This window comes from Pseudomonas putida W15Oct28, from assembly GCF_000708715.2.
Classification (GTDB): Bacteria; Pseudomonadota; Gammaproteobacteria; order Pseudomonadales; family Pseudomonadaceae; genus Aquipseudomonas; species Aquipseudomonas putida_R.
In genome coordinates, this window is record NZ_JENB01000014.1 from 36,029 (window position 1) to 54,604 (window position 18,576).

Here is an 18,576-nt window from a genome sequence, read left to right on the forward strand (position 1 = left end):
CAACAAGATGTCCAATCAACTCAGTACCGAACAACTGCTGCATGCCTATGAAGTGATGCGCACCATCCGCGCCTTCGAAGAACGCCTGCACGTGGAATTCGCCACTGGCGAGATCCCCGGCTTCGTTCACCTGTATGCCGGCGAAGAAGCCTCCGCCGCCGGGGTCATGGCCCACCTGCGCGACAGCGACTGCATCGCCTCGACCCACCGCGGCCATGGTCATTGCATCGCCAAGGGCGTGGATGTGTACGGCATGATGGCCGAGATCTATGGCAAGAAAACCGGGGTGTGCGGCGGCAAGGGCGGCTCGATGCACATTGCCGACCTGGAAAAAGGCATGCTCGGTGCCAACGGCATCGTCGGCGCCGGTGCGCCGCTGGTGGCCGGGGCGGCGTTGGCGGCCAAGCTCAAGGGCCGTGATGACGTGTCGGTGGCCTTCTTCGGCGATGGCGCCTCCAACGAAGGCGCCGTGTTCGAAGCCATGAACATGGCGTCGATCATGAACCTGCCGTGCATCTTCGTGGCCGAGAACAACGGTTACGCCGAGGCCACCGCCTCCAACTGGTCCGTCGCCTGCGACCACATTGCCGACCGCGCTGCCGGCTTCGGCATGCCTGGCGTCACCATCGACGGCTTCGACTTCTTTGCCGTGTACGAGGCCGCCGGGGCCGCCATCGAGCGTGCCCGTACCGGCCAAGGGCCGTCGCTGATCGAGGTCAAGCTCAGCCGCTACTACGGCCACTTCGAAGGCGATGCGCAAACCTACCGCGCCCCCGATGAAGTGAAGAACCTGCGCGAATCCCGCGACTGCCTGATGCAGTTCCGCAACAAGACCACCCGCGCCGGCCTGCTCACTGCCGAGCAACTGGACGCCATCGACGCCCGCATCGAGGACGTGATCGAAGACGCCGTACGCCGCGCCAAGTCCGATCCCAAGCCACAGCCCGCCGACCTGCTCACCGACGTCTACGTCAGCTACCCCTGAGCCGCGGATTACAAGAACAACAGGAGAACCACCATGGCAAGAAAGATCAGCTACCAGCAGGCCATCAACGAAGCCCTGGCCCAGGAAATGCGCCGCGACAACACGGTGTTCATCATTGGCGAAGACGTTGCCGGCGGTGCCGGTGCACCCGGCGAGGAGGACGCCTGGGGTGGCGTACTGGGCGTGACCAAGGGCCTGTATCACCAGTTCCCGGGCCGCGTGCTGGACGCACCGCTGTCGGAAATCGGCTACGTCGGCGCTGCCGTCGGTGCCGCCACCCAAGGCCTGCGCCCGGTGTGCGAACTGATGTTCGTGGACTTTGCCGGCTGCTGCCTGGACCAGATCCTCAACCAGGCCGCCAAGTTCCGCTACATGTTCGGCGGCAAGGCGGTCACCCCGCTGGTGATGCGCACCATGTACGGCGCCGGCCTGCGTGCGGCCGCCCAGCACTCGCAGATGCTCACCTCGCTGTGGACGCACATCCCCGGCCTGAAGGTGGTGTGCCCATCCTCGCCGTACGATGCCAAGGGCCTGCTGATACAGGCGATCCGTGACAACGACCCGGTGATCTTCTGTGAGCACAAGCTGCTGTACAGCATGCAGGGCGAGGTGCCGGAAGAGGTGTACACCGTGCCGTTCGGCGAGGCCAACTTCCTGCGCGATGGTGACGACGTGACCCTGGTCACTTATGGCCGCATGGTCCACGTGGCACTTGAGGCTGCCAACAACCTGGCCCGCCAGGGCATCGATTGCGAAGTGCTGGACCTGCGCACCACCAGCCCGCTGGACGAAGACAGCATTCTTGAAAGTGTGGAAAAAACCGGCCGCCTGGTGGTGATCGACGAAGCCAACCCGCGCTGCTCGATGGCCACCGACATCAGCGCGCTGGTGGCGCAAAAGGCTTTCGGGGCACTCAAGGGCCCTATCGAAATGGTCACCGCACCGCACACCCCGGTGCCGTTCTCCGATGCCCTGGAAGACCTGTACATCCCTGACGCGGCGAAGATCGAAGCGGCCGTGCGCAAGGTGATCGAAGCCGCAAGGAGTGCCGCATGAGCCAGATCCATACCCTGACCATGCCCAAGTGGGGCCTGTCGATGACCGAAGGCCGGGTGGACACCTGGCTCAAGCAGGAAGGTGACGAAATCAACAAGGGCGACGAGGTGCTGGACGTCGAGACCGACAAGATCAGCAGCAGCGTCGAAGCCCCGTTCAGTGGCGTGCTGCGCCGCCAGGTGGCGAGGCCGGATGAAACCCTGCCGGTCGGCGCGTTGCTGGCCGTGGTGGTGGAAGGCGAAGCCGAAGAAGCGGAAATCGATGCGCTGGTGCAGCGCTTCCAGGCCGAGTTCGTCGCCGAAGGGGGTGCCGATCAGGCGCAGGGGCCGGCCCCTCAGAAGGCAGAAGTGGGTGGCCGCCTGCTGCGCTGGTTCGAGCTGGGAGAAGGCGGCACGCCGCTGGTGCTGGTGCACGGTTTTGGCGGCGACCTCAACAACTGGCTGTTCAACCACCCGGCGCTGGCCGCCGAACGCCGCGTGATCGCCCTGGACCTGCCGGGGCACGGCGAGTCGGCCAAGGCCCTGCAACGGGGCGACCTGGATGAACTGAGCGAAACCGTGCTGGCCCTGCTCGACCACCTGGACATCGCCAAGGCCCACCTGGCGGGCCATTCCATGGGCGGCGCGGTCAGCCTCAACGTGGCACGCCTGGCGCCGCAGCGGGTGGCCAGCCTGAGCCTGGTGGCCAGTGCCGGCCTGGGCGAGTCGATCAACGGGCAGTACCTGCAAGGCTTCGTCGCCGCTGCCAACCGCAACGCCCTCAAACCGCAGATGGTGCAACTGTTTGCCGACCCGGCGCTGGTCACCCGGCAAATGCTGGAGGACATGCTCAAGTTCAAGCGCCTGGAAGGTGTTGATGACGCCTTGCGCCAGCTGGCATCGGCCCTCGCTGACGGCGACCGCCAGCGCCACGACCTGCGCGGGGTGCTGGGGCAGCATCCGGCACTGGTGGTGTGGGGCGGCAAGGACGCGATCATCCCGGCCAGCCAAGCCGAGGGCCTGGAGGCAGAAGTACTGGTGCTGCCGGAGGCTGGGCACATGGTGCAGATGGAGGCGGCCGAACAGGTCAACCAGCAACTGCTCGCGTTCCTGCGCAAGCACTAAGCCCTTTACGTGAGCCTGGAGAACAACAATGAATGACCTGAGCCACAACCATATGCGCGCCGCCGTCTGGCATGGCCGCAACGATATTCGCGTCGAACAGGTACCTTTGCCAGCCGACCCTGCGCCGGGCTGGGTACAGATCAAGGTGGACTGGTGCGGCATCTGCGGCTCCGACCTGCACGAATACGTCGCCGGCCCGGTATTCATCCCGGTGGAGGCCCCTCACCCGCTGACCGGCATCCAGGGCCAGTGCATCCTCGGCCACGAATTCTGCGGGCAGATCGCCAAGCTCGGTGAAGGCGTGGAAGGCTTCGCGGTGGGCGACCCCGTGGCGGCGGACGCCTGCCAGCATTGCGGCACCTGCTATTACTGCACCCACGGCCTGTACAACATCTGCGAACGCCTGGCCTTCACCGGCCTGATGAACAACGGCGCCTTCGCCGAGCTGGTCAACGTGCCTGCCAATTTGTTGTACCGCCTGCCACAAGGCTTCCCGGCAGAGGCAGGGGCACTGATCGAACCGCTGGCGGTGGGCATGCACGCAGTGAAAAAGGCCGGCAGCCTGCTTGGGCAAACTGTGGTGGTGGTAGGCGCCGGCACCATCGGCCTGTGCACCATCATGTGCGCCAAAGCCGCCGGGGCGGCGAAGGTCATCGCCCTGGAGATGTCCACGGCACGCAAAGCCAAAGCCAAAGAGGTGGGTGCCAGCGTGGTGCTCGACCCCAGCCAGTGCGACGCCCTGGCGGAAATCCGCGCACTGACCGCCGGGCTGGGGGCGGATGTGAGCTTTGAGTGCATCGGCAACAAGCACACGGCCAAGCTGGCCATCGACACCATCCGCAAGGCGGGCAAATGTGTGCTGGTGGGCATTTTCGAAGAGCCCAGCGAGTTCAACTTCTTCGAGCTGGTGTCCACCGAGAAGCAGGTGCTGGGAGCGTTGGCGTACAACGGCGAGTTTGCCGATGTGATTGCCTTTATCGCTGACGGCCGGCTGGACATCCGCCCGCTGGTGACCGGGCGGATCGGGCTGGAGCAGATTGTCGAGCTGGGCTTCGAGGAACTGGTGAACAACAAAGAGGAGAACGTGAAGATCATCGTTTCGCCGGGCGTGCGCTGACTCCCGCTGTACAGCCTGCGCAGATCCTGTAGGAGCGGCCTTGTGTCGCGAAAGGGCTGCGCAGCAGCCCCAGCATTTTTGCGGGATGGCAGAAATCCTGGGGCTGCTGTGCAGCCCTTTCGCGACACAAGGCCGCTCCTACAGGGCAATGCGCCAGCATCTGTGCTCGCTGTCTCAGGATCCCATTCTGCGTCATACTCGGCAGACCTATTGCCCGGTCCTCGCCATGCGTCCACTGCTCCCCATTACCCTGGTCCTGCTGCTCGCCGCCTGTGGCGATGGCGAATCGCTGCTCCCGCCAGACGCACGCCTGCCCGATGGGGGGCGTTACCGGGGGCAGGTGGTCGATGGCCTGCTGCAGGGCGAGGGCCGTATCGACTACCCCAACGGCAGCTGGTACGCCGGCGGTTTCAAGGACGGCCAGTGGCATGGCCAGGGCGAATGGCATGGCCAGAACGGCGAGGTGTACCGTGGCCAGTTCGCCGAGGGGCTGTTTCAGGGCCTGGGCGACCTGACCACCCCGGGCAGCCACTATGGCGGCACCTTCAAGCACGGCCGCCGCGATGGCGAAGGCACGCTCAAGCAAGCCGACCAGACCTACCGCGGCCAGTTCAAGGATGACCTGTACGAAGGCGCGGGCGAGCTGGAACTGGCCGACGGCAGCCGCTACCAAGGCCTGTTCGCCAAGGGCAAGCCCAACGGCGCCGGAGTACGCAGCGATGCCAGCGGCAACCAGTTCAGTGGCCGCTTCGTCAACGGTCAGCTGCAAGGCAGCGGCACGTACGACAGCGTCGACGGCGAGCAGTACATCGGTGAATTCAAGGACAACCGCCTGGAAGGCCGCGGCCGCTACGAAAATGCCGATGGCGATGTCTGGATCGGTGAATTCAAGGACGGCTCGCTGATGGGTGAAGGCGAACTGCTGGGCAGCGACGGCAGCCACTACAAGGGCGAGTTCGTCGACTGGCGCCTGTCGGGCCAGGGCAGCCTGCAACTGGCCGACGGAAGCACGTACGTCGGCGGCTTCCTGAACGATGCCTACCATGGCCATGGGCAGCTGACCCTGCCCAGTGGCCAGATCGAAGGCGGCACCTGGGCCAACGGGGTGCGCGTACGCGACCAGAAAGGCAAGCTGCTGCCCGACCCACTGGACCTGGCCCTGCTCAACCAGGGCCGGCTGCTGGAAGAGGCGCTGGCCCGGGTACCGCGCTCGGCGCCGCCCATCCAGCTGTACAGCCTGGTGGTGGCCGGCGATGGCCAGCAAAGCGTGTTCCTGCGCGAAGCCGACTACGTCAGCAACATGCTCAAGGTGCGCTTTGGCGCCCGCGGCCAGGTGACCCTGGTCAACCACCGCGACCACATGGCCACCCGGCCCATGGCCACCCGCGAGAACCTCACCCGCGCCGCCACTACCCTGGCCGAGCGCAGCGGCCCGGAGGACCTGGTGTTCATCTACTTCACCAGCCATGGCAGCCAGGACCACCAGTTGGTGCTCGACCAGCCGCGCCTGCAGCTGGCCGACCTTTCTGCCGACGAGCTGGCCACTGCCCTGGCGCCGCTCAAGGACCGCGACAAGGTAATCGTCATCTCGGCTTGCTATTCAGGTGGCTACATCGCGCCGCTCAAGGACGATCGCACGCTGATCATGACCGCCGCCCGGGCCGACCGCGTGTCCTTCGGGTGCTCGGAAGAAGCCGACTTCACCTATTTTGGCGATGCGTTGTTCGCTGAAGCACTGAACCAGACCGACGACCTGAAACAGGCGTTTGAACTGGCACGCGCCAGCGTTGCCGAAAGAGAACAAAGGGAAGGCTTCGAGGCCTCGGAGCCACAGCTGTGGGCACCGCCAGCCGTACTTGAACACTGGCAGCGCCTGCGCCGGCAACAGGCCGAAGAAGCATTGCGTAACGCCGCACAGGCCAACGTGGGGGTACAGGCAAAAACGCCTGGCAGCCACTAAGCTTGTGTGTAACAAGGGAGAGACATCATGTATTTGACGCCTCAGCATGTCCTGCTTGCCGGTGCCACCGGCCTGACCGGTGAACACCTGCTGGACCGCCTGCTCAACGAACCCACCATCACCCGCGTACTGGCGCCTACCCGCCGGCCGCTGGCCGAGCACCCGCACCTGGAAAACCCGGTGGGCGACCCGGCGGTATTCCTTCCACAGCTGGCCGGGCGGGTCGATATCGCCTACTGCTGCCTGGGTACCACGCTGAAGCAGGCCGGCTCCGAATCGGCCTTCCGCGCAGTGGACCTGGACATGGTCGTGGCGTTCAGCAAGCGTGCCCGGGAGATGGGCGCGCGGCATCTGCTGGTGGTCAGTGCGCTAGGCGCCGACCCGAAATCCTCGATTTTCTACAACCGGGTCAAGGGCGAGATGGAAGAAGCGCTCAAGGCCCAGGACTGGCCGCAGCTGACGATTGTGCGGCCGTCGTTGCTGCTGGGCGAGCGGATCGAGCCACGGCTGGCGGAACAGCTGGTTTCGCCGTTTTCCAGGTTGATACCTGGCAAGTACCGGGGTATCGAGGCTTGTACTTTGGCCCGGGCCTTGTGGCGGCTGGCGCTGGAGGAAGAGGACGGGGTGCGGATTGTGGAGTCCGATGAGCTTCGCAAGTTGGGCAAGACCCCCTGAAAGCTGCACTGCACCGTTGTAGGAGCGGCCTTGTGTCGCGAAAGGGCCGCAAAGCGGCCCCCAGATTTTAGCGTTAGCGCAACAACTGCTGGGGCCGCTTCGCGGCCCTATCGCGACACAAGGCCGCTCCTACAAGGGTGCGCGGCGCTGGCTAGAGGCCGCCAGTAGCTTGGAAGCCCACACCGGCTGCTGTCAGCAATGACAACGGCAGCAACAGGGTATCGAGCAGCATGCTGCCGGGCAGGTCCAGGCCTGGATACGCCGGTGCGTCAGCGCCGTAATGGTCCCGCGGGCAGCACCCGCCATTGATCACGTACAAATCCAGCCGGGTCCCGGCATACACCACCGGCGCGCCTGGTTTTGCTGCATCCAGCGTGCGCACCGTGGCGCAGCCACCCAGCATCACCAACACCGCCACACCCAACAGCGCTCGCTTCAATCATCCACCCCGAAGTGGTGCTCGCCCCAACGCGGCAACATGTCCTGGGGAATGGCAAGCAGGTTGAGAATGCGCGCCACGACAAAGTCGACCAGGTCGTCGATGGTCTGCGGCTGGTGATAGAAGCCCGGCGCCGCCGGCAGGATCACCGCGCCCATTTGCGACAGCTTGAGCATGTTTTCCAGGTGGATGGTGGAAAACGGCGCTTCGCGCGGCACCAGGATCAGCTGGCGACGCTCCTTGAGGGTAACGTCGGCAGCGCGTTCGATCAGGTTGTTGCAGGCACCCGTGGCGATCGCCGACAGGGTGCCGGTGGAACAGGGCACCACCACCATCGCCGCCGGGGCGCCTGAGCCGGAGGCTACCGGCGACATCCAGTCTTCCTTGCCGTACACACGGATCTGCCCATCGGCGGCGCCGGTGTATTCGGTGAGGAATGCCTGCATCGCCTGGGGCTTGGCCGGCAGCACCACGTCGGTCTCGGTGGCCATCACCAGCTGCGCGGCCTTGGAGATCAGGAAATGCACCTCGCGGTCCTCGCGCACCAGGCAATCGAGCAGGCGCAGGCCATACTGGGCGCCCGAGGCGCCCGTCATGGCCAGGGTGATGCGTTCCGGCCCGCTCACTTCAGGGCCTCGGCCAGCTTGCCGTGCAGGCCACCAAAGCCGCCGTTGCTCATGATCACCACGTGGGTGCCCGGCCGTGCCTGGCCTTTGACCCGTTCGATGATCGCGTCGAGGCTGTCGGCCACCACGCTCGGTACCTTGCACTTCGCCGCAGTGGCAGCCAAGTCCCAGCCGAGGTTGGCCGGGGCGTACCAGATCACCTGGTCGGCGTCGTTGACGCTTTCCGGCAAGCCGTCACGGTGGGCGCCCAGCTTCATCGAGTTGGAGCGTGGCTCGATCACGGCAATCACCGGCGCCTCGCCAACGCGCTTGCGCAGGCCGTCGAGGGTGGTGGCGATGGCGGTCGGGTGGTGGGCGAAGTCATCGTAGATGGTCACGCCCTGCACTTCGGCAACCTTCTCCATGCGCCGCTTGACGCTCTTGAAGGCGCTGAGGCCTTCGATACCCATGGCCGGCACCACGCCAACATGGCGGGCCGCTGCCAAGGTAGCCAGGGCGTTGGCGACGTTGTGCTGGCCAGTCATTGCCCAGTCCACCACGCCTTGGGCTTCGCCCTCGAACAGCACTTCGAAACGCGAGCCGTCCGGGCTGAGCAGGCGCGCCTGCCACTGGCCACCTTCGCCGGTCGTCTGCACCGGGGTCCAGCAGCCCATGCCGATCACCCGCTCCAGCGCTGGCTCGGTAGTGGGGTGAATGACCAGGCCTTCGCCCGGAATGGTGCGCACCAGGTGGTGGAACTGCCGCTCGATCGAGGCCAGGTCCGGGAAGATGTCCGCGTGATCGAACTCAAGGTTGTTGAGGATCGCGGTACGCGGGTGGTAGTGGACGAACTTCGAGCGTTTGTCGAAGAAGGCGCTGTCGTACTCGTCGGCTTCGACCACGAAGAACGGCGTATCGCCCAGGCGCGCCGACACCGAGAAGTTCTGCGGCACACCGCCAATCAGGAAGCCCGGGCTCATGCCGGCATGTTCCAGCACCCAGGCCAGCATGCTGCTGGTGGTGGTCTTGCCATGGGTGCCGGCAACGGCCAGTACCCAGCGGCCTTGCAGCACGTGGTCAGCCAGCCATTGCGGGCCGGAAACATAGGGCAGGCCCTTGTTCAGCACGTACTCCACCGCCGGGTTGCCACGGGACATGGCATTGCCGATGACCACCAGGTCTGGCGCCGGGTCCAGCTGGGCCGGGTCATAGCCTTGGGTCAATTCGATGCCCTGGGCTTCGAGCTGGGTGCTCATCGGGGGATAGACGTTGGCGTCCGAGCCGGTGACGCGATGGCCAAGTTCCTTGGCCAAAACCGCCAGCGAACCCATGAAAGTGCCGCAAATACCGAGAATGTGAATATGCATGGTCGACCTCGCAAAACATCGAGGCAGGGTAGCCCAGGGCGCGACAAATCGCACCCGCTGTTTCGCTCAGTCAGCCCTGGTGATGCCGTGTTTGCGCAGTTTTCGATACAAGGTATTGCGGCTGATGCCCAGGTGCTCGGCGACGCGGGTCAGGTGCCAGTGTTTTGCCTCCAGCATCTCCATGAGCGCTTGCCGTTCCGCGTCCTGCAAAAACTCGGTACCCAAGGGTTCACCATCAATTCCTGGGCCAACGCTAAACCTGTGGGAGCGGGCGAGCCCGCGAACGAGGGCAACGCCCTCGCCTTGCGTCGTTTGATCGGACGTCTTCGCGGGCGTGCCCGCTCCCACAGGATTTGCGTTGCTACGGATAATCGTGGGGAGATCAGAGAATGAAATGCGGGCTTCTTCGCAAAGCGCCACCAGGGTACGCAGCACATTGCGCATCTGCCGCACGTTCCCCGGCCAGGCGAAGTCGAGCAGTGCCTGCCGCGCCCGGGGTTCGATTTCGACCCGTTGCCCCTGCGCCTCCTGACGCAGCAGGAAGTCCAGCAACTGCGCCTTGTCACTGCGATCGCGCACCGCCGGCAACGCTACCTCCAGGCCATTCAGGCGGTAGTACAGGTCCTCGCGGAAACTGCCCTGCGCCACCCGCTCCAGCAGGTCGCGGTGGGTAGCGCTGACAATGCGCACGTCAACCGCCTGCGGTTCACCACCTATGGGCACCACCTGGCGCTCTTCCAGCACCCGCAGCAGGCGGGTTTGCAGGGCCAGCGGCATGTCGCCGATCTCGTCCAGCAGCAAGGTCCCGCCGTCAGCCTGCAGCAGCTTGCCGCGCATGCCCTCCTTGCGCGCGCCGGTAAAGCTGCCACCGCGGTAACCGAACAACTCGCTTTCGATCAGGCTCTCCGGGATCGAGGCGCAGTTGATGGCGACAAACGGCTTGCCGCGCCGCTCGCTGGCCTGGTGCACGGCCTGGGCGAAGGCCTCCTTGCCACAGCCGGTTTCGCCGCGCAGCAGCAACGGCACATCACGCTCGAACACCCGCACGCAACGGCGAAAGTCGTTTTGCAACGCCGGGTCGAGCAGGCAGATGGCCGGCTCCGCTTCGCGCACGGGCTGCCGGTAGGCCGTGGGCACTGACCACACCGGCGTACGTGCCTGGCCACGCAGGCTGGCGAAGACCTGGCGGCCGTCCAGGGTGTGTAACGGCCATACCGTACTGCCAGTAGGCATGGCGCGGTTGAACAATTCGTCGTGGCTGCAAGCGAAGAAGCGCTGCATGGGTTTGCCAAGCACGCCACCGCGCACGGTACCCAGCAGGTTCAGCGCGCTCTGGTTGGCCGCGCAGATGCGCCCGTCACCGTCGAAGGCCAGCAGCCCTTCGCTGAACAGGCCGACCGACTCGGCCTGCAGGTGGAAACGCAGCAGCCACTGCTGCTCGAAATGGCGCAGGAAATAGCAGCTTTCGATCATCTTCGCCGAAAGGTTGACCAACGCCATGGTGTGGAACTGGCTCTGGCGGGAAACATCGGGCCGGGCCGACGACACATCAAGCACCGCCAGCAATTCGCCATGGGGGTCGAACACCGGGCTTGCCGAGCAGGTCAGCCCGGTATGGCGGCCACGGAAGTGCTCGTTCTGGTGGATGGTCAGGGCCTGGCGCTCGACCAGGCAGGTGCCGATGCCGTTGGTGCCTTCGCGCGCTTCGCTCCAGTCGGCGCCCAGCCACAGCCCGGCACGCTCAAAGCTGCGCCGCTCGGTGGGCGCGCTGACGCAATTGAGGATCACCCCGCGGGCGTCGGTCAGCAGTACCGCGTGGCCGGCCCCGGAAAGCTGCTGGTGCAGGCTGTTCATTTCAGGGTCGGCAATTTGCAGCACCTGGCACAGGCGCTCGCGGCTTTCCAGCAGGCGCCCGTGCTCAAGCACCACCGGGGCCGCGATCACAGCAGGGTCGAGGTGGTAGTCCTCCAGGCAGCGCAGCCAGGAGCGGGCGATGGACGGGTCACTGCCGCCCTCCCCGGCGCCACCATGGGCAACGGTATGGACTTGCTGGGCATGGCGACTGAAGTGATTGCTCTGCATTGTTGTAGTTCTCTGCAGATAGAGAGTCACACCAGCATCCTCCACCCGGGAAGGCTTTGCAATGCAGCCGGCGGTGACGTGTCGCAAATGGCACAAAGTGTCACCCCCGCGTGTACCGACGCTGGCACAGCGGCCGTTCACCGTGCCCAGGAAACTGACCCAAGTCATTGATTTGCCTGGCGTGCGCAACGCTGGCCCGACCTTTGCTCTACGCTTCTCAACTCCTCAACAAACATAACAGCCAGGAGACACACCATGCGTTACGCACATCCCGGTACCGAGGGCGCGAAGGTTTCCTTCAAGAGCCGCTACGGCAACTACATCGGTGGCGAGTTCGTAGCTCCGGTCAAGGGGCAGTACTTCGAGAATACGTCCCCGGTGAATGGCAAACTGATCGCCGAATTCCCCCGCTCCACTGCCGAAGACATCGATAAGGCGCTCGACGCCGCCCACGCCGCTGCCGACGCCTGGGGCCGCACTTCGGTGCAGGACCGCTCCAACGTGCTGCTGAAGATTGCCGACCGCATTGAGCAGAACCTTGAAATACTGGCCATCACCGAAACCTGGGACAACGGCAAGCCCGTCCGCGAAACCCTCAACGCCGACATCCCGCTGGCCGTCGACCACTTCCGCTACTTCGCCGGCTGCATCCGCGCCCAGGAAGGCGGCGCTGCCGAAATCAACGAAGGCACCGTGGCCTATCACATCCACGAGCCGCTGGGCGTTGTGGGGCAGATCATTCCGTGGAACTTCCCGATCCTGATGGCCGCCTGGAAGCTGGCGCCTGCGCTGGCCGCCGGTAACTGCGTGGTGCTCAAGCCTGCCGAGCAGACGCCACTGGGTATCACCGTGCTGCTGGAAGTGATCGGCGACCTGCTGCCACCTGGCGTGCTCAACGTGGTGCAAGGCTTTGGCCGCGAAGCCGGTGAAGCCCTGGCTACCAGCAAGCGTATCGCCAAGATCGCCTTTACCGGTTCAACTCCGGTGGGCTCGCACATCATGAAATGCGCAGCCGAAAACATCATCCCGTCCACTGTCGAGCTGGGCGGCAAGTCGCCGAACGTGTACTTCGAAGACATCATGCAGGCCGAGCCGAGCTTCATCGACAAGGCTGCCGAGGGCATGGTGCTGGCGTTCTTCAACCAGGGCGAGGTGTGCACCTGCCCATCGCGTGCGCTGGTACAGGAGTCGATCTACCCGCAGTTCATGGAAGTGGTGATGAAGAAGGTGCTGCAGATCAAGCGCGGCGACCCGCTGGACACCGACACCATGGTCGGCGCCCAGGCTTCGCAGCAGCAGTTCGAGAAGATTCTCTCGTACCTGCAGATCGCCCAGGAAGAAGGCGCCGAGCTGCTGACCGGCGGCAAGGTCGAGAAGCTGGAAGGCTCGCTGGCCACCGGTTACTACATCCAGCCGACCCTGCTCAAGGGCAACAACAAGATGCGCGTGTTCCAGGAAGAAATCTTCGGCCCGGTGGTCAGCGTCACCACCTTCAAGGACGAAGCCGAAGCACTGGCGATTGCCAACGACACCGAGTTCGGCCTGGGTGCCGGCGTGTGGACCCGCGACATCAACCGTGCCTACCGCATGGGCCGCGGAATCAAGGCTGGCCGTGTGTGGACCAACTGCTACCACCTGTACCCGGCGCATGCGGCGTTTGGCGGGTACAAGAAGTCCGGTGTCGGCCGTGAAACCCACAAGATGATGCTCGACCACTATCAGCAGACCAAGAACCTGCTGGTGAGCTACGACATCAATCCGTTGGGCTTCTTCTAAAACCTGGGATGGCCTCGGGGGCTGCTTTGCAGCCCATCGCGACACAAGGCCGCTCCTACAGGGACCGCGCACCCTGTGGGAGCGGGCAAGCCCGCGAAGAGGCCGGACCTGCTTACACAAAAACAGGGCGGCAACCGTGCACCAGCCGCTCTGGCTCGCTTCCTGCAGTACCCATCACCATCGGCCCGGAACCCTTCCGGCCACCAAGAAAAACAACAGGTGAATCTATGCCAAGCGATCATTCCGCCGGCGCGCCGGCAGGCTCTTCCGTCGACTTCGAAAAGGTCGGGTCGGACTACTTCCAGCAACGTGAACTGAAAAAAGGCGCCGCCGGCTGGGTACTGCTGGTCGGCCTGGGCGTGGCCTATGTCATCTCCGGCGACTATGCCGGCTGGAACTTCGGCCTGGCCCAGGGCGGCTGGGGCGGCATGTTCCTCGCCACCTTGCTGATGGCCACCATGTACCTGTGCATGTGCTTCTCGCTGGCCGAACTGTCGTCGATGATCCCTACCGCAGGCGGCGGCTACGGTTTTGCCCGCAGTGCCTTCGGCCCGTGGGGCGGCTTTTTGACCGGCACGGCAATCCTCATCGAATACGCCATTGCGCCCGCGGCCATCGCCGTGTTCATCGGCGCCTATTGCGAGTCGCTGTTCGGCATCGGTGGCTGGGTGATCTACCTGGCGTTCTATATCGTGTTTATCGGCATCCACATCTTCGGCGTGGGTGAAGCGTTGAAACTGATGTTCATCATCACCGCCGTCGCGGCCATCGCCCTGGCGGTGTTCCTGGTGAGCATGGTGCCCCATTTTGATGCAGCCAACCTGTTCGACATCGCCAAAACGGACGCAGTAGGCGCCAGCAGCTTCCTGCCGTTCGGCTATGTCGGCGTGTGGGCGGCCATCCCTTACGCCATCTGGTTCTTCCTGGCCGTCGAAGGCGTGCCGCTGGCCGCCGAAGAAACCAAGAACCCCAAGCGTGACCTGCCACGCGGCCTGATCGGCGCCATGCTGGTGCTGCTGGCCTTCGCCCTGCTGATCCTGGTGGTCGGCCCCGGCGGTGCCGGCTCCGAAGCGCTGAAGGCTTCCGGTAACCCACTGGTCGAAGCACTGTCCAAAGCCTACGGCGGCAGCACCTGGATGGGCGGCTTCGTCAACCTGGTCGGCCTGGCCGGGCTGATCGCCAGCTTCTTCTCGATCATCTACGCCTATTCCCGGCAGATCTTCGCCCTGTCCCGTGCCGGCTACCTGCCGCGCAAGCTGTCGGAGACCAACAAGAGCAAGGCCCCGGTACTGGCCCTGATCATTCCCGGCATCATCGGCTTTGCCCTTTCGCTGACCGGCCAGGGCGACTTGCTGATCCTGGTGGCGGTGTTCGGCGCTACGCTGTCCTATGTGCTGATGATGGCTGCGCACATCACCCTGCGCATCCGCCGGCCGAAGATGGAGCGCCCGTACCGCACCCCTGGTGGCATCTTCACTTCGGGCGTGGCGCTGGTGCTGGCGTGCATCGCCGTGGTTGCCGGCTTCCTGGTCGACCCACGGGTGGTGATTGGCGCGGCAGTGATCTATGCGGTATTGATTGCCTACTTTGCTTTCTACAGCCGCCACCACCTGGTCGCGGGCACGCCGGAAGAGGAATTCGCCGCCATCCAGCAGGCCGAAGAGGCCCTGCACTGATTGCCGCCACCCGCCGCGGGGCAACCCGCGGCTCTGGAGATTCTGTATGGCAAGTTTCGTACACACGGTAGGCCACCTGGTCTACCGCTTCGACAGCCTCAAGGACGTGATGGCCAAGGCCAGCCCGGCACGCTCGGGGGACTTTCTGGCAGGCGTCGCGGCCAGCAATGACGGCGAACGTGTCGCCGCACAAATGGCGCTGGCCAATATCCCGCTGACCCACTTCCTCAATGAAGCACTGATCCCTTACGAAGCCGATGAAGTCACCCGGCTGATCATCGACACCCACGACGCCCAGGCCTTTGCCCCGGTCAGCCACCTGACCGTAGGCGGGCTGCGCGACTGGCTGCTGAGCGAAGAAGCCAATGAAGACACCCTGCGCGCCCTGGCGCCAGGGCTGACGCCGGAAATGGCGGCAGCGGTGTCGAAGATCATGCGCGTGCAGGACCTGGTGCTGGTGGCGCAGAAGATTCGCGTGGTCACCCGGTTCCGCGGCACCATGGGCCTGCGCGGGCGTTTGTCTACCCGGTTACAGCCCAACCACCCGACCGACGAGCCGGCCGGTATCGCCGCCAGCATTCTTGACGGCCTGCTGTACGGCAACGGCGACGCGATGATCGGCATCAACCCCGCCACCGACAGCATCGCCTCGATCTGTACCTTGCTGGAAATGCTCGACGCCATCATCCAGCGCTACGACATCCCCACCCAGGCCTGCGTGCTGACCCATGTCACCACCTCGATCGAGGCCATCAACCGCGGCGTGCCGCTGGACCTGGTGTTCCAGTCCATCGCCGGCACCGAGGCGGCCAACGCCGGCTTCGGCATCAACCTGAACGTGTTGCAGGAGGGTTACGAAGCGGGCCTGTCGCTGAAACGCGGCACCCTCGGGCAAAACCTGATGTATTTCGAAACCGGCCAGGGCAGCGCACTGTCGGCCAACGCCCACCATGGCGTTGACCAGCAAACCTGCGAAACCCGCGCCTATGCCGTGGCCCGCCACTTCAAGCCGTTTCTGGTCAACACCGTGGTCGGTTTCATCGGCCCGGAGTACCTGTACAACGGCAAACAGATCATCCGCGCCGGCCTTGAAGACCACTTCTGCGGCAAGCTGCTGGGCGTGCCGATGGGCTGCGACATCTGCTACACCAACCACGCCGAAGCCGACCAGGACGACATGGACACCCTGCTGACCCTGCTGGGGGTGGCCGGGATCAACTTCATCATGGGCATCCCCGGCTCCGACGACATCATGCTCAACTACCAGACCACCTCGTTCCACGACGCGCTGTACGCGCGCCAGACCCTGGGCCTGAAGCCCGGGCCGGAATTCGAGGCATGGCTGGCCCGCACCGGCATCTTCACCCAGGCCGATGGCCGGGTGCGCTTTGGTGACAACCTGCCACCGGCCTTCCGCCAGGCCTTGGCACAGCTTGCATAGGGATGACCATGGACCATCGCACGCCTACCCCCGACAACCCTTGGCTGGCCCTGCGCAACCTGACCCCGGCGCGCATCGCCCTGGGCCGCGCCGGCACCAGCCTGCCAACCGGGGCGCAGCTGGACTTCCAGTTCGCCCATGCCCAGGCCCGCGATGCCGTGCACCTGGCCTTCGACCATGCCGGCCTGGCGACCCAACTGGGTGACCGCGGGCGCGAAAGCCTGGTGCTGCACAGCGCTGCCAGTGACCGCCATCAGTACCTGCAACGCCCGGACCTGGGCCGGCGCCTGAACGAAGATTCGATTGCCACCCTGCGCCAGCATGCCCAGGCCAACCCCGGCGGGGTCGACCTGGCCATTGTGGTCGCCGATGGCCTGTCGGCGCTGGCCGTGCACCGCCACACCTTGCCGTTCCTGACCCGTTTCGAGGAACAGGCCGCCGCCGACGGCTGGACCAGCGCCCCGGTGGTGCTGGTGCAGCAGGGCCGCGTGGCGGTGGCCGACGAGGTCGGTGAACTGCTGGGCGCACGGATGACGGTGATGCTGATCGGCGAGCGCCCGGGGCTGAGTTCGCCCGACAGCCTTGGCCTGTATTTCACCTACGGGCCGAAGGTCGGCCTGACCGATGCCTACCGCAACTGCATCTCCAACATCCGCCTGGAGGGGTTGAGCTATGGCATGGCGGCGCACCGCCTGCTGTACTTGATGCGCGAAGCCTGCCGGCGCCAGCTTTCCGGGGTGAATCTTAAGGACGAAGCCGAGGTCCATAGCCTGGAAAGTGAGCACCCTGGCAACCAGAAAGGCAACTTCCTGCTCGGCAAAGGGTAAACAACATGTCACGGAAGGCGGATTGCACTTGTGACGCGCATTGGGGCAGCATGCCCTTGAAAGCCGCTGGCATTCCGCTGTTTCCCTAAATGGACTCTGAGGGCCGCACATGCGCATCATCAAGGCAACCCTGGAACACCTCGACCTGCTCACGCCATTGTTCGTCAAATACCGTGAGTTCTACGGTCAACTCCCCTACCCCGACAGCTCGCGCAGCTTCCTGGAAAAGCGCCTGAAGCGGGATGAATCGGTGATCTACCTGGCACTTCCCGATGATGACGACGGCAAGCTGATGGGCTTTTGCCAGCTTTACCCAAGCTTCTCGTCGCTGTCGCTGAAGCGGGTGTGGATTCTCAACGACATCTACGTGGCCGAAGACTCGCGGCGCATGCTGGTGGCCGACCACCTGATGCGTGAAGCGAAGAAAATGGCCAAGGAGACCAACGCCGTGCGCATGCGCGTGTCGACCAGCGCCGACAATGAAGTTGCGCACAAGACCTACGAATCCATCGGGTTTCGTGAAGACACCGAGTTCAAGAGCTACATCCTGCCCATCAGCCAGGATTGACCTGTACCGGCCTCTTCGCGGGCATGCCCGCTCCCACAGGAACATCACCGCTTTTGAAGGCTGTGCAGTACCTGTGGGAGCGGGTTTACCCGCGAAAAGGCCCGCACAGGAATACCCCTATCGTAACCCCCCGCTACAAACTCCCCGGGCATGATCCTCACTTCGCCGTATAATGCCCCACCTGTCATGTGTGAAAATTTACCCATCCCCAGGTAACCCAGCCTACGCCCAAGAACACAGGTGCTGTACATGGATTTCAACCCGTTGGACCTTATCCTGCATCTCGATGCCTACCTCGATCTGCTGGTCACCAATTACGGTCCCTGGATCTACGCCATCCTGTTCACCGTGATCTTCTGCGAAACCGGGCTGGTGGTAATGCCCTTCCTGCCGGGCGACTCGCTGCTGTTCATCGCCGGCGCCGTAGCGGCGGGTGGCGGTATGGACCCGGTGCTGCTGGCTGGCCTGTTGATGGCTGCCGCAATTTTGGGCGACAGCACCAACTACGTGATCGGCCGAACAGCCGGCGAGCGGTTGTTCAACAACCCCAACTCGAAAATATTCCGCCGCGACTACCTGCAGCGCACCCACGAGTTCTATGAACGCCATGGCGGCAAGACCGTGACCCTGGCGCGCTTCCTGCCCATCCTGCGCACTTTCGCACCGTTCGTCGCCGGCATCGCCCACATGCATTACCCACGCTTCCTGGGCTTCAGCGTTGCCGGTTCAATCCTGTGGGTCGGCGGCCTGGTCACCCTGGGCTACTTCTTCGGCAACGTGCCATTCATCAAGCAGCACCTGTCGCTGATGGTGGTGGGCATCATCATCCTGTCGCTGGTGCCGATGATCCTCGGCCTGTTGCGCGGCCGCCTGGGCCGTGCGGCCAAGGCTCACTGAAC

At 64.4% G+C, this 18,576-nt stretch carries 16 protein-coding genes; 12 read left to right on the forward strand and 4 right to left on the reverse strand.

All coding sequences use genetic code 11. From position 1 onward, the window contains the following. Positions 1-7 precede the first annotated feature (7 nt). From AK81_RS11900 to AK81_RS11925, 6 genes are all read left to right on the forward strand, one after another. The gene (locus AK81_RS11900) at positions 8-985 is read left to right on the forward strand and encodes a thiamine pyrophosphate-dependent dehydrogenase E1 component subunit alpha (protein ID WP_043199434.1); all 978 of its coding nucleotides are present in this window, start codon (positions 8-10) and stop codon (positions 983-985) included. Between the two features lie 33 nt (positions 986-1,018). Further along, positions 1,019-2,041, forward strand: a complete 1,023-nt coding sequence (locus AK81_RS11905) for an alpha-ketoacid dehydrogenase subunit beta (protein WP_043199305.1) — start codon at positions 1,019-1,021, stop codon at positions 2,039-2,041. Beyond that, positions 2,038-3,144 carry an acetoin dehydrogenase dihydrolipoyllysine-residue acetyltransferase subunit gene (locus tag AK81_RS11910; protein WP_043199306.1) on the forward strand — a complete coding sequence of 369 codons (1,107 nt, stop codon included), beginning with the start codon at positions 2,038-2,040 and terminating at the stop codon, positions 3,142-3,144. The genes AK81_RS11905 and AK81_RS11910 overlap by 4 nt, the downstream gene beginning before the upstream one ends. 52 nt (positions 3,145-3,196) lie before the next feature. Next, positions 3,197-4,261, forward strand: a complete 1,065-nt coding sequence (locus AK81_RS11915; RefSeq protein ID WP_241496074.1) for a 2,3-butanediol dehydrogenase — start codon at positions 3,197-3,199, stop codon at positions 4,259-4,261. Positions 4,262-4,487: 226 nt separating this feature from the next. Next, a complete protein-coding gene (locus AK81_RS11920) occupies positions 4,488-6,221 on the forward strand; it encodes a C13 family peptidase (RefSeq protein WP_043199311.1) in 1,734 nt (577 codons plus the stop codon). Between the two features lie 27 nt (positions 6,222-6,248). Next, positions 6,249-6,896, forward strand: coding sequence for an oxidoreductase (locus tag AK81_RS11925; RefSeq protein ID WP_043199313.1), 648 nt, complete (start codon positions 6,249-6,251; stop codon positions 6,894-6,896). Positions 6,897-7,047: 151 nt separating this feature from the next. On the opposite strand, the gene AK81_RS11930 is transcribed toward AK81_RS11925, so the two are convergent. The 4 genes from AK81_RS11930 to AK81_RS11945 all read right to left on the reverse strand — a co-directional run bounded on the left by AK81_RS11930 (position 7,048) and on the right by AK81_RS11945 (position 11,389). Further along, complete coding sequence (locus AK81_RS11930) at positions 7,048-7,335, reverse strand: YceK/YidQ family lipoprotein (RefSeq protein ID WP_043199316.1); 288 nt, start codon at positions 7,333-7,335, stop codon at positions 7,048-7,050. Continuing rightward, entirely contained in the window at positions 7,332-7,961 is a 630-nt protein-coding gene (gene ubiX, locus AK81_RS11935) for a flavin prenyltransferase UbiX (protein ID WP_019472370.1), read from the reverse strand. Before ubiX ends, AK81_RS11930 begins: the two co-directional genes overlap by 4 nt. Then, a complete protein-coding gene (gene mpl / locus AK81_RS11940; RefSeq protein WP_043199317.1) occupies positions 7,958-9,307 on the reverse strand; it encodes a UDP-N-acetylmuramate:L-alanyl-gamma-D-glutamyl-meso-diaminopimelate ligase in 1,350 nt (449 codons plus the stop codon). Before mpl ends, ubiX begins: the two co-directional genes overlap by 4 nt. A gap of 66 nt (positions 9,308-9,373) precedes the next feature. Next, entirely contained in the window at positions 9,374-11,389 is a 2,016-nt protein-coding gene (locus AK81_RS11945) for a sigma-54-dependent Fis family transcriptional regulator (RefSeq protein WP_043199318.1), read from the reverse strand. A 255-nt stretch (positions 11,390-11,644) separates the two neighbouring features. Here AK81_RS11945 and exaC point away from each other — a divergent pair, with 255 nt between their 5' ends. The 6 genes from exaC (at position 11,645) to AK81_RS11975 (ending at position 18,574) form a co-directional block, all read left to right on the forward strand. Then, positions 11,645-13,165: an acetaldehyde dehydrogenase ExaC gene (exaC, locus tag AK81_RS11950; protein WP_043199320.1), complete on the forward strand. Its 1,521-nt coding sequence runs from the start codon at positions 11,645-11,647 to the stop codon at positions 13,163-13,165. Positions 13,166-13,392: 227 nt separating this feature from the next. Continuing rightward, entirely contained in the window at positions 13,393-14,841 is a 1,449-nt protein-coding gene (eat, locus tag AK81_RS11955; RefSeq protein WP_043199322.1) for an ethanolamine permease, read from the forward strand. 46 nt (positions 14,842-14,887) lie between these two features. Then, positions 14,888-16,282, forward strand: a complete 1,395-nt coding sequence (locus tag AK81_RS11960) for an ethanolamine ammonia-lyase subunit EutB (RefSeq protein ID WP_043199324.1) — start codon at positions 14,888-14,890, stop codon at positions 16,280-16,282. A gap of 8 nt (positions 16,283-16,290) precedes the next feature. After that, positions 16,291-17,109: an ethanolamine ammonia-lyase subunit EutC gene (gene eutC, locus AK81_RS11965; RefSeq protein ID WP_043199435.1), complete on the forward strand. Its 819-nt coding sequence runs from the start codon at positions 16,291-16,293 to the stop codon at positions 17,107-17,109. A gap of 109 nt (positions 17,110-17,218) precedes the next feature. After that, positions 17,219-17,677, forward strand: coding sequence for a GNAT family N-acetyltransferase (locus AK81_RS11970; RefSeq protein ID WP_043199326.1), 459 nt, complete (start codon positions 17,219-17,221; stop codon positions 17,675-17,677). A 249-nt stretch (positions 17,678-17,926) separates the two neighbouring features. Then, a complete protein-coding gene (locus AK81_RS11975) occupies positions 17,927-18,574 on the forward strand; it encodes a DedA family protein (protein ID WP_041167541.1) in 648 nt (215 codons plus the stop codon). The last annotated feature ends 2 nt before the right edge of the window (positions 18,575-18,576 follow it).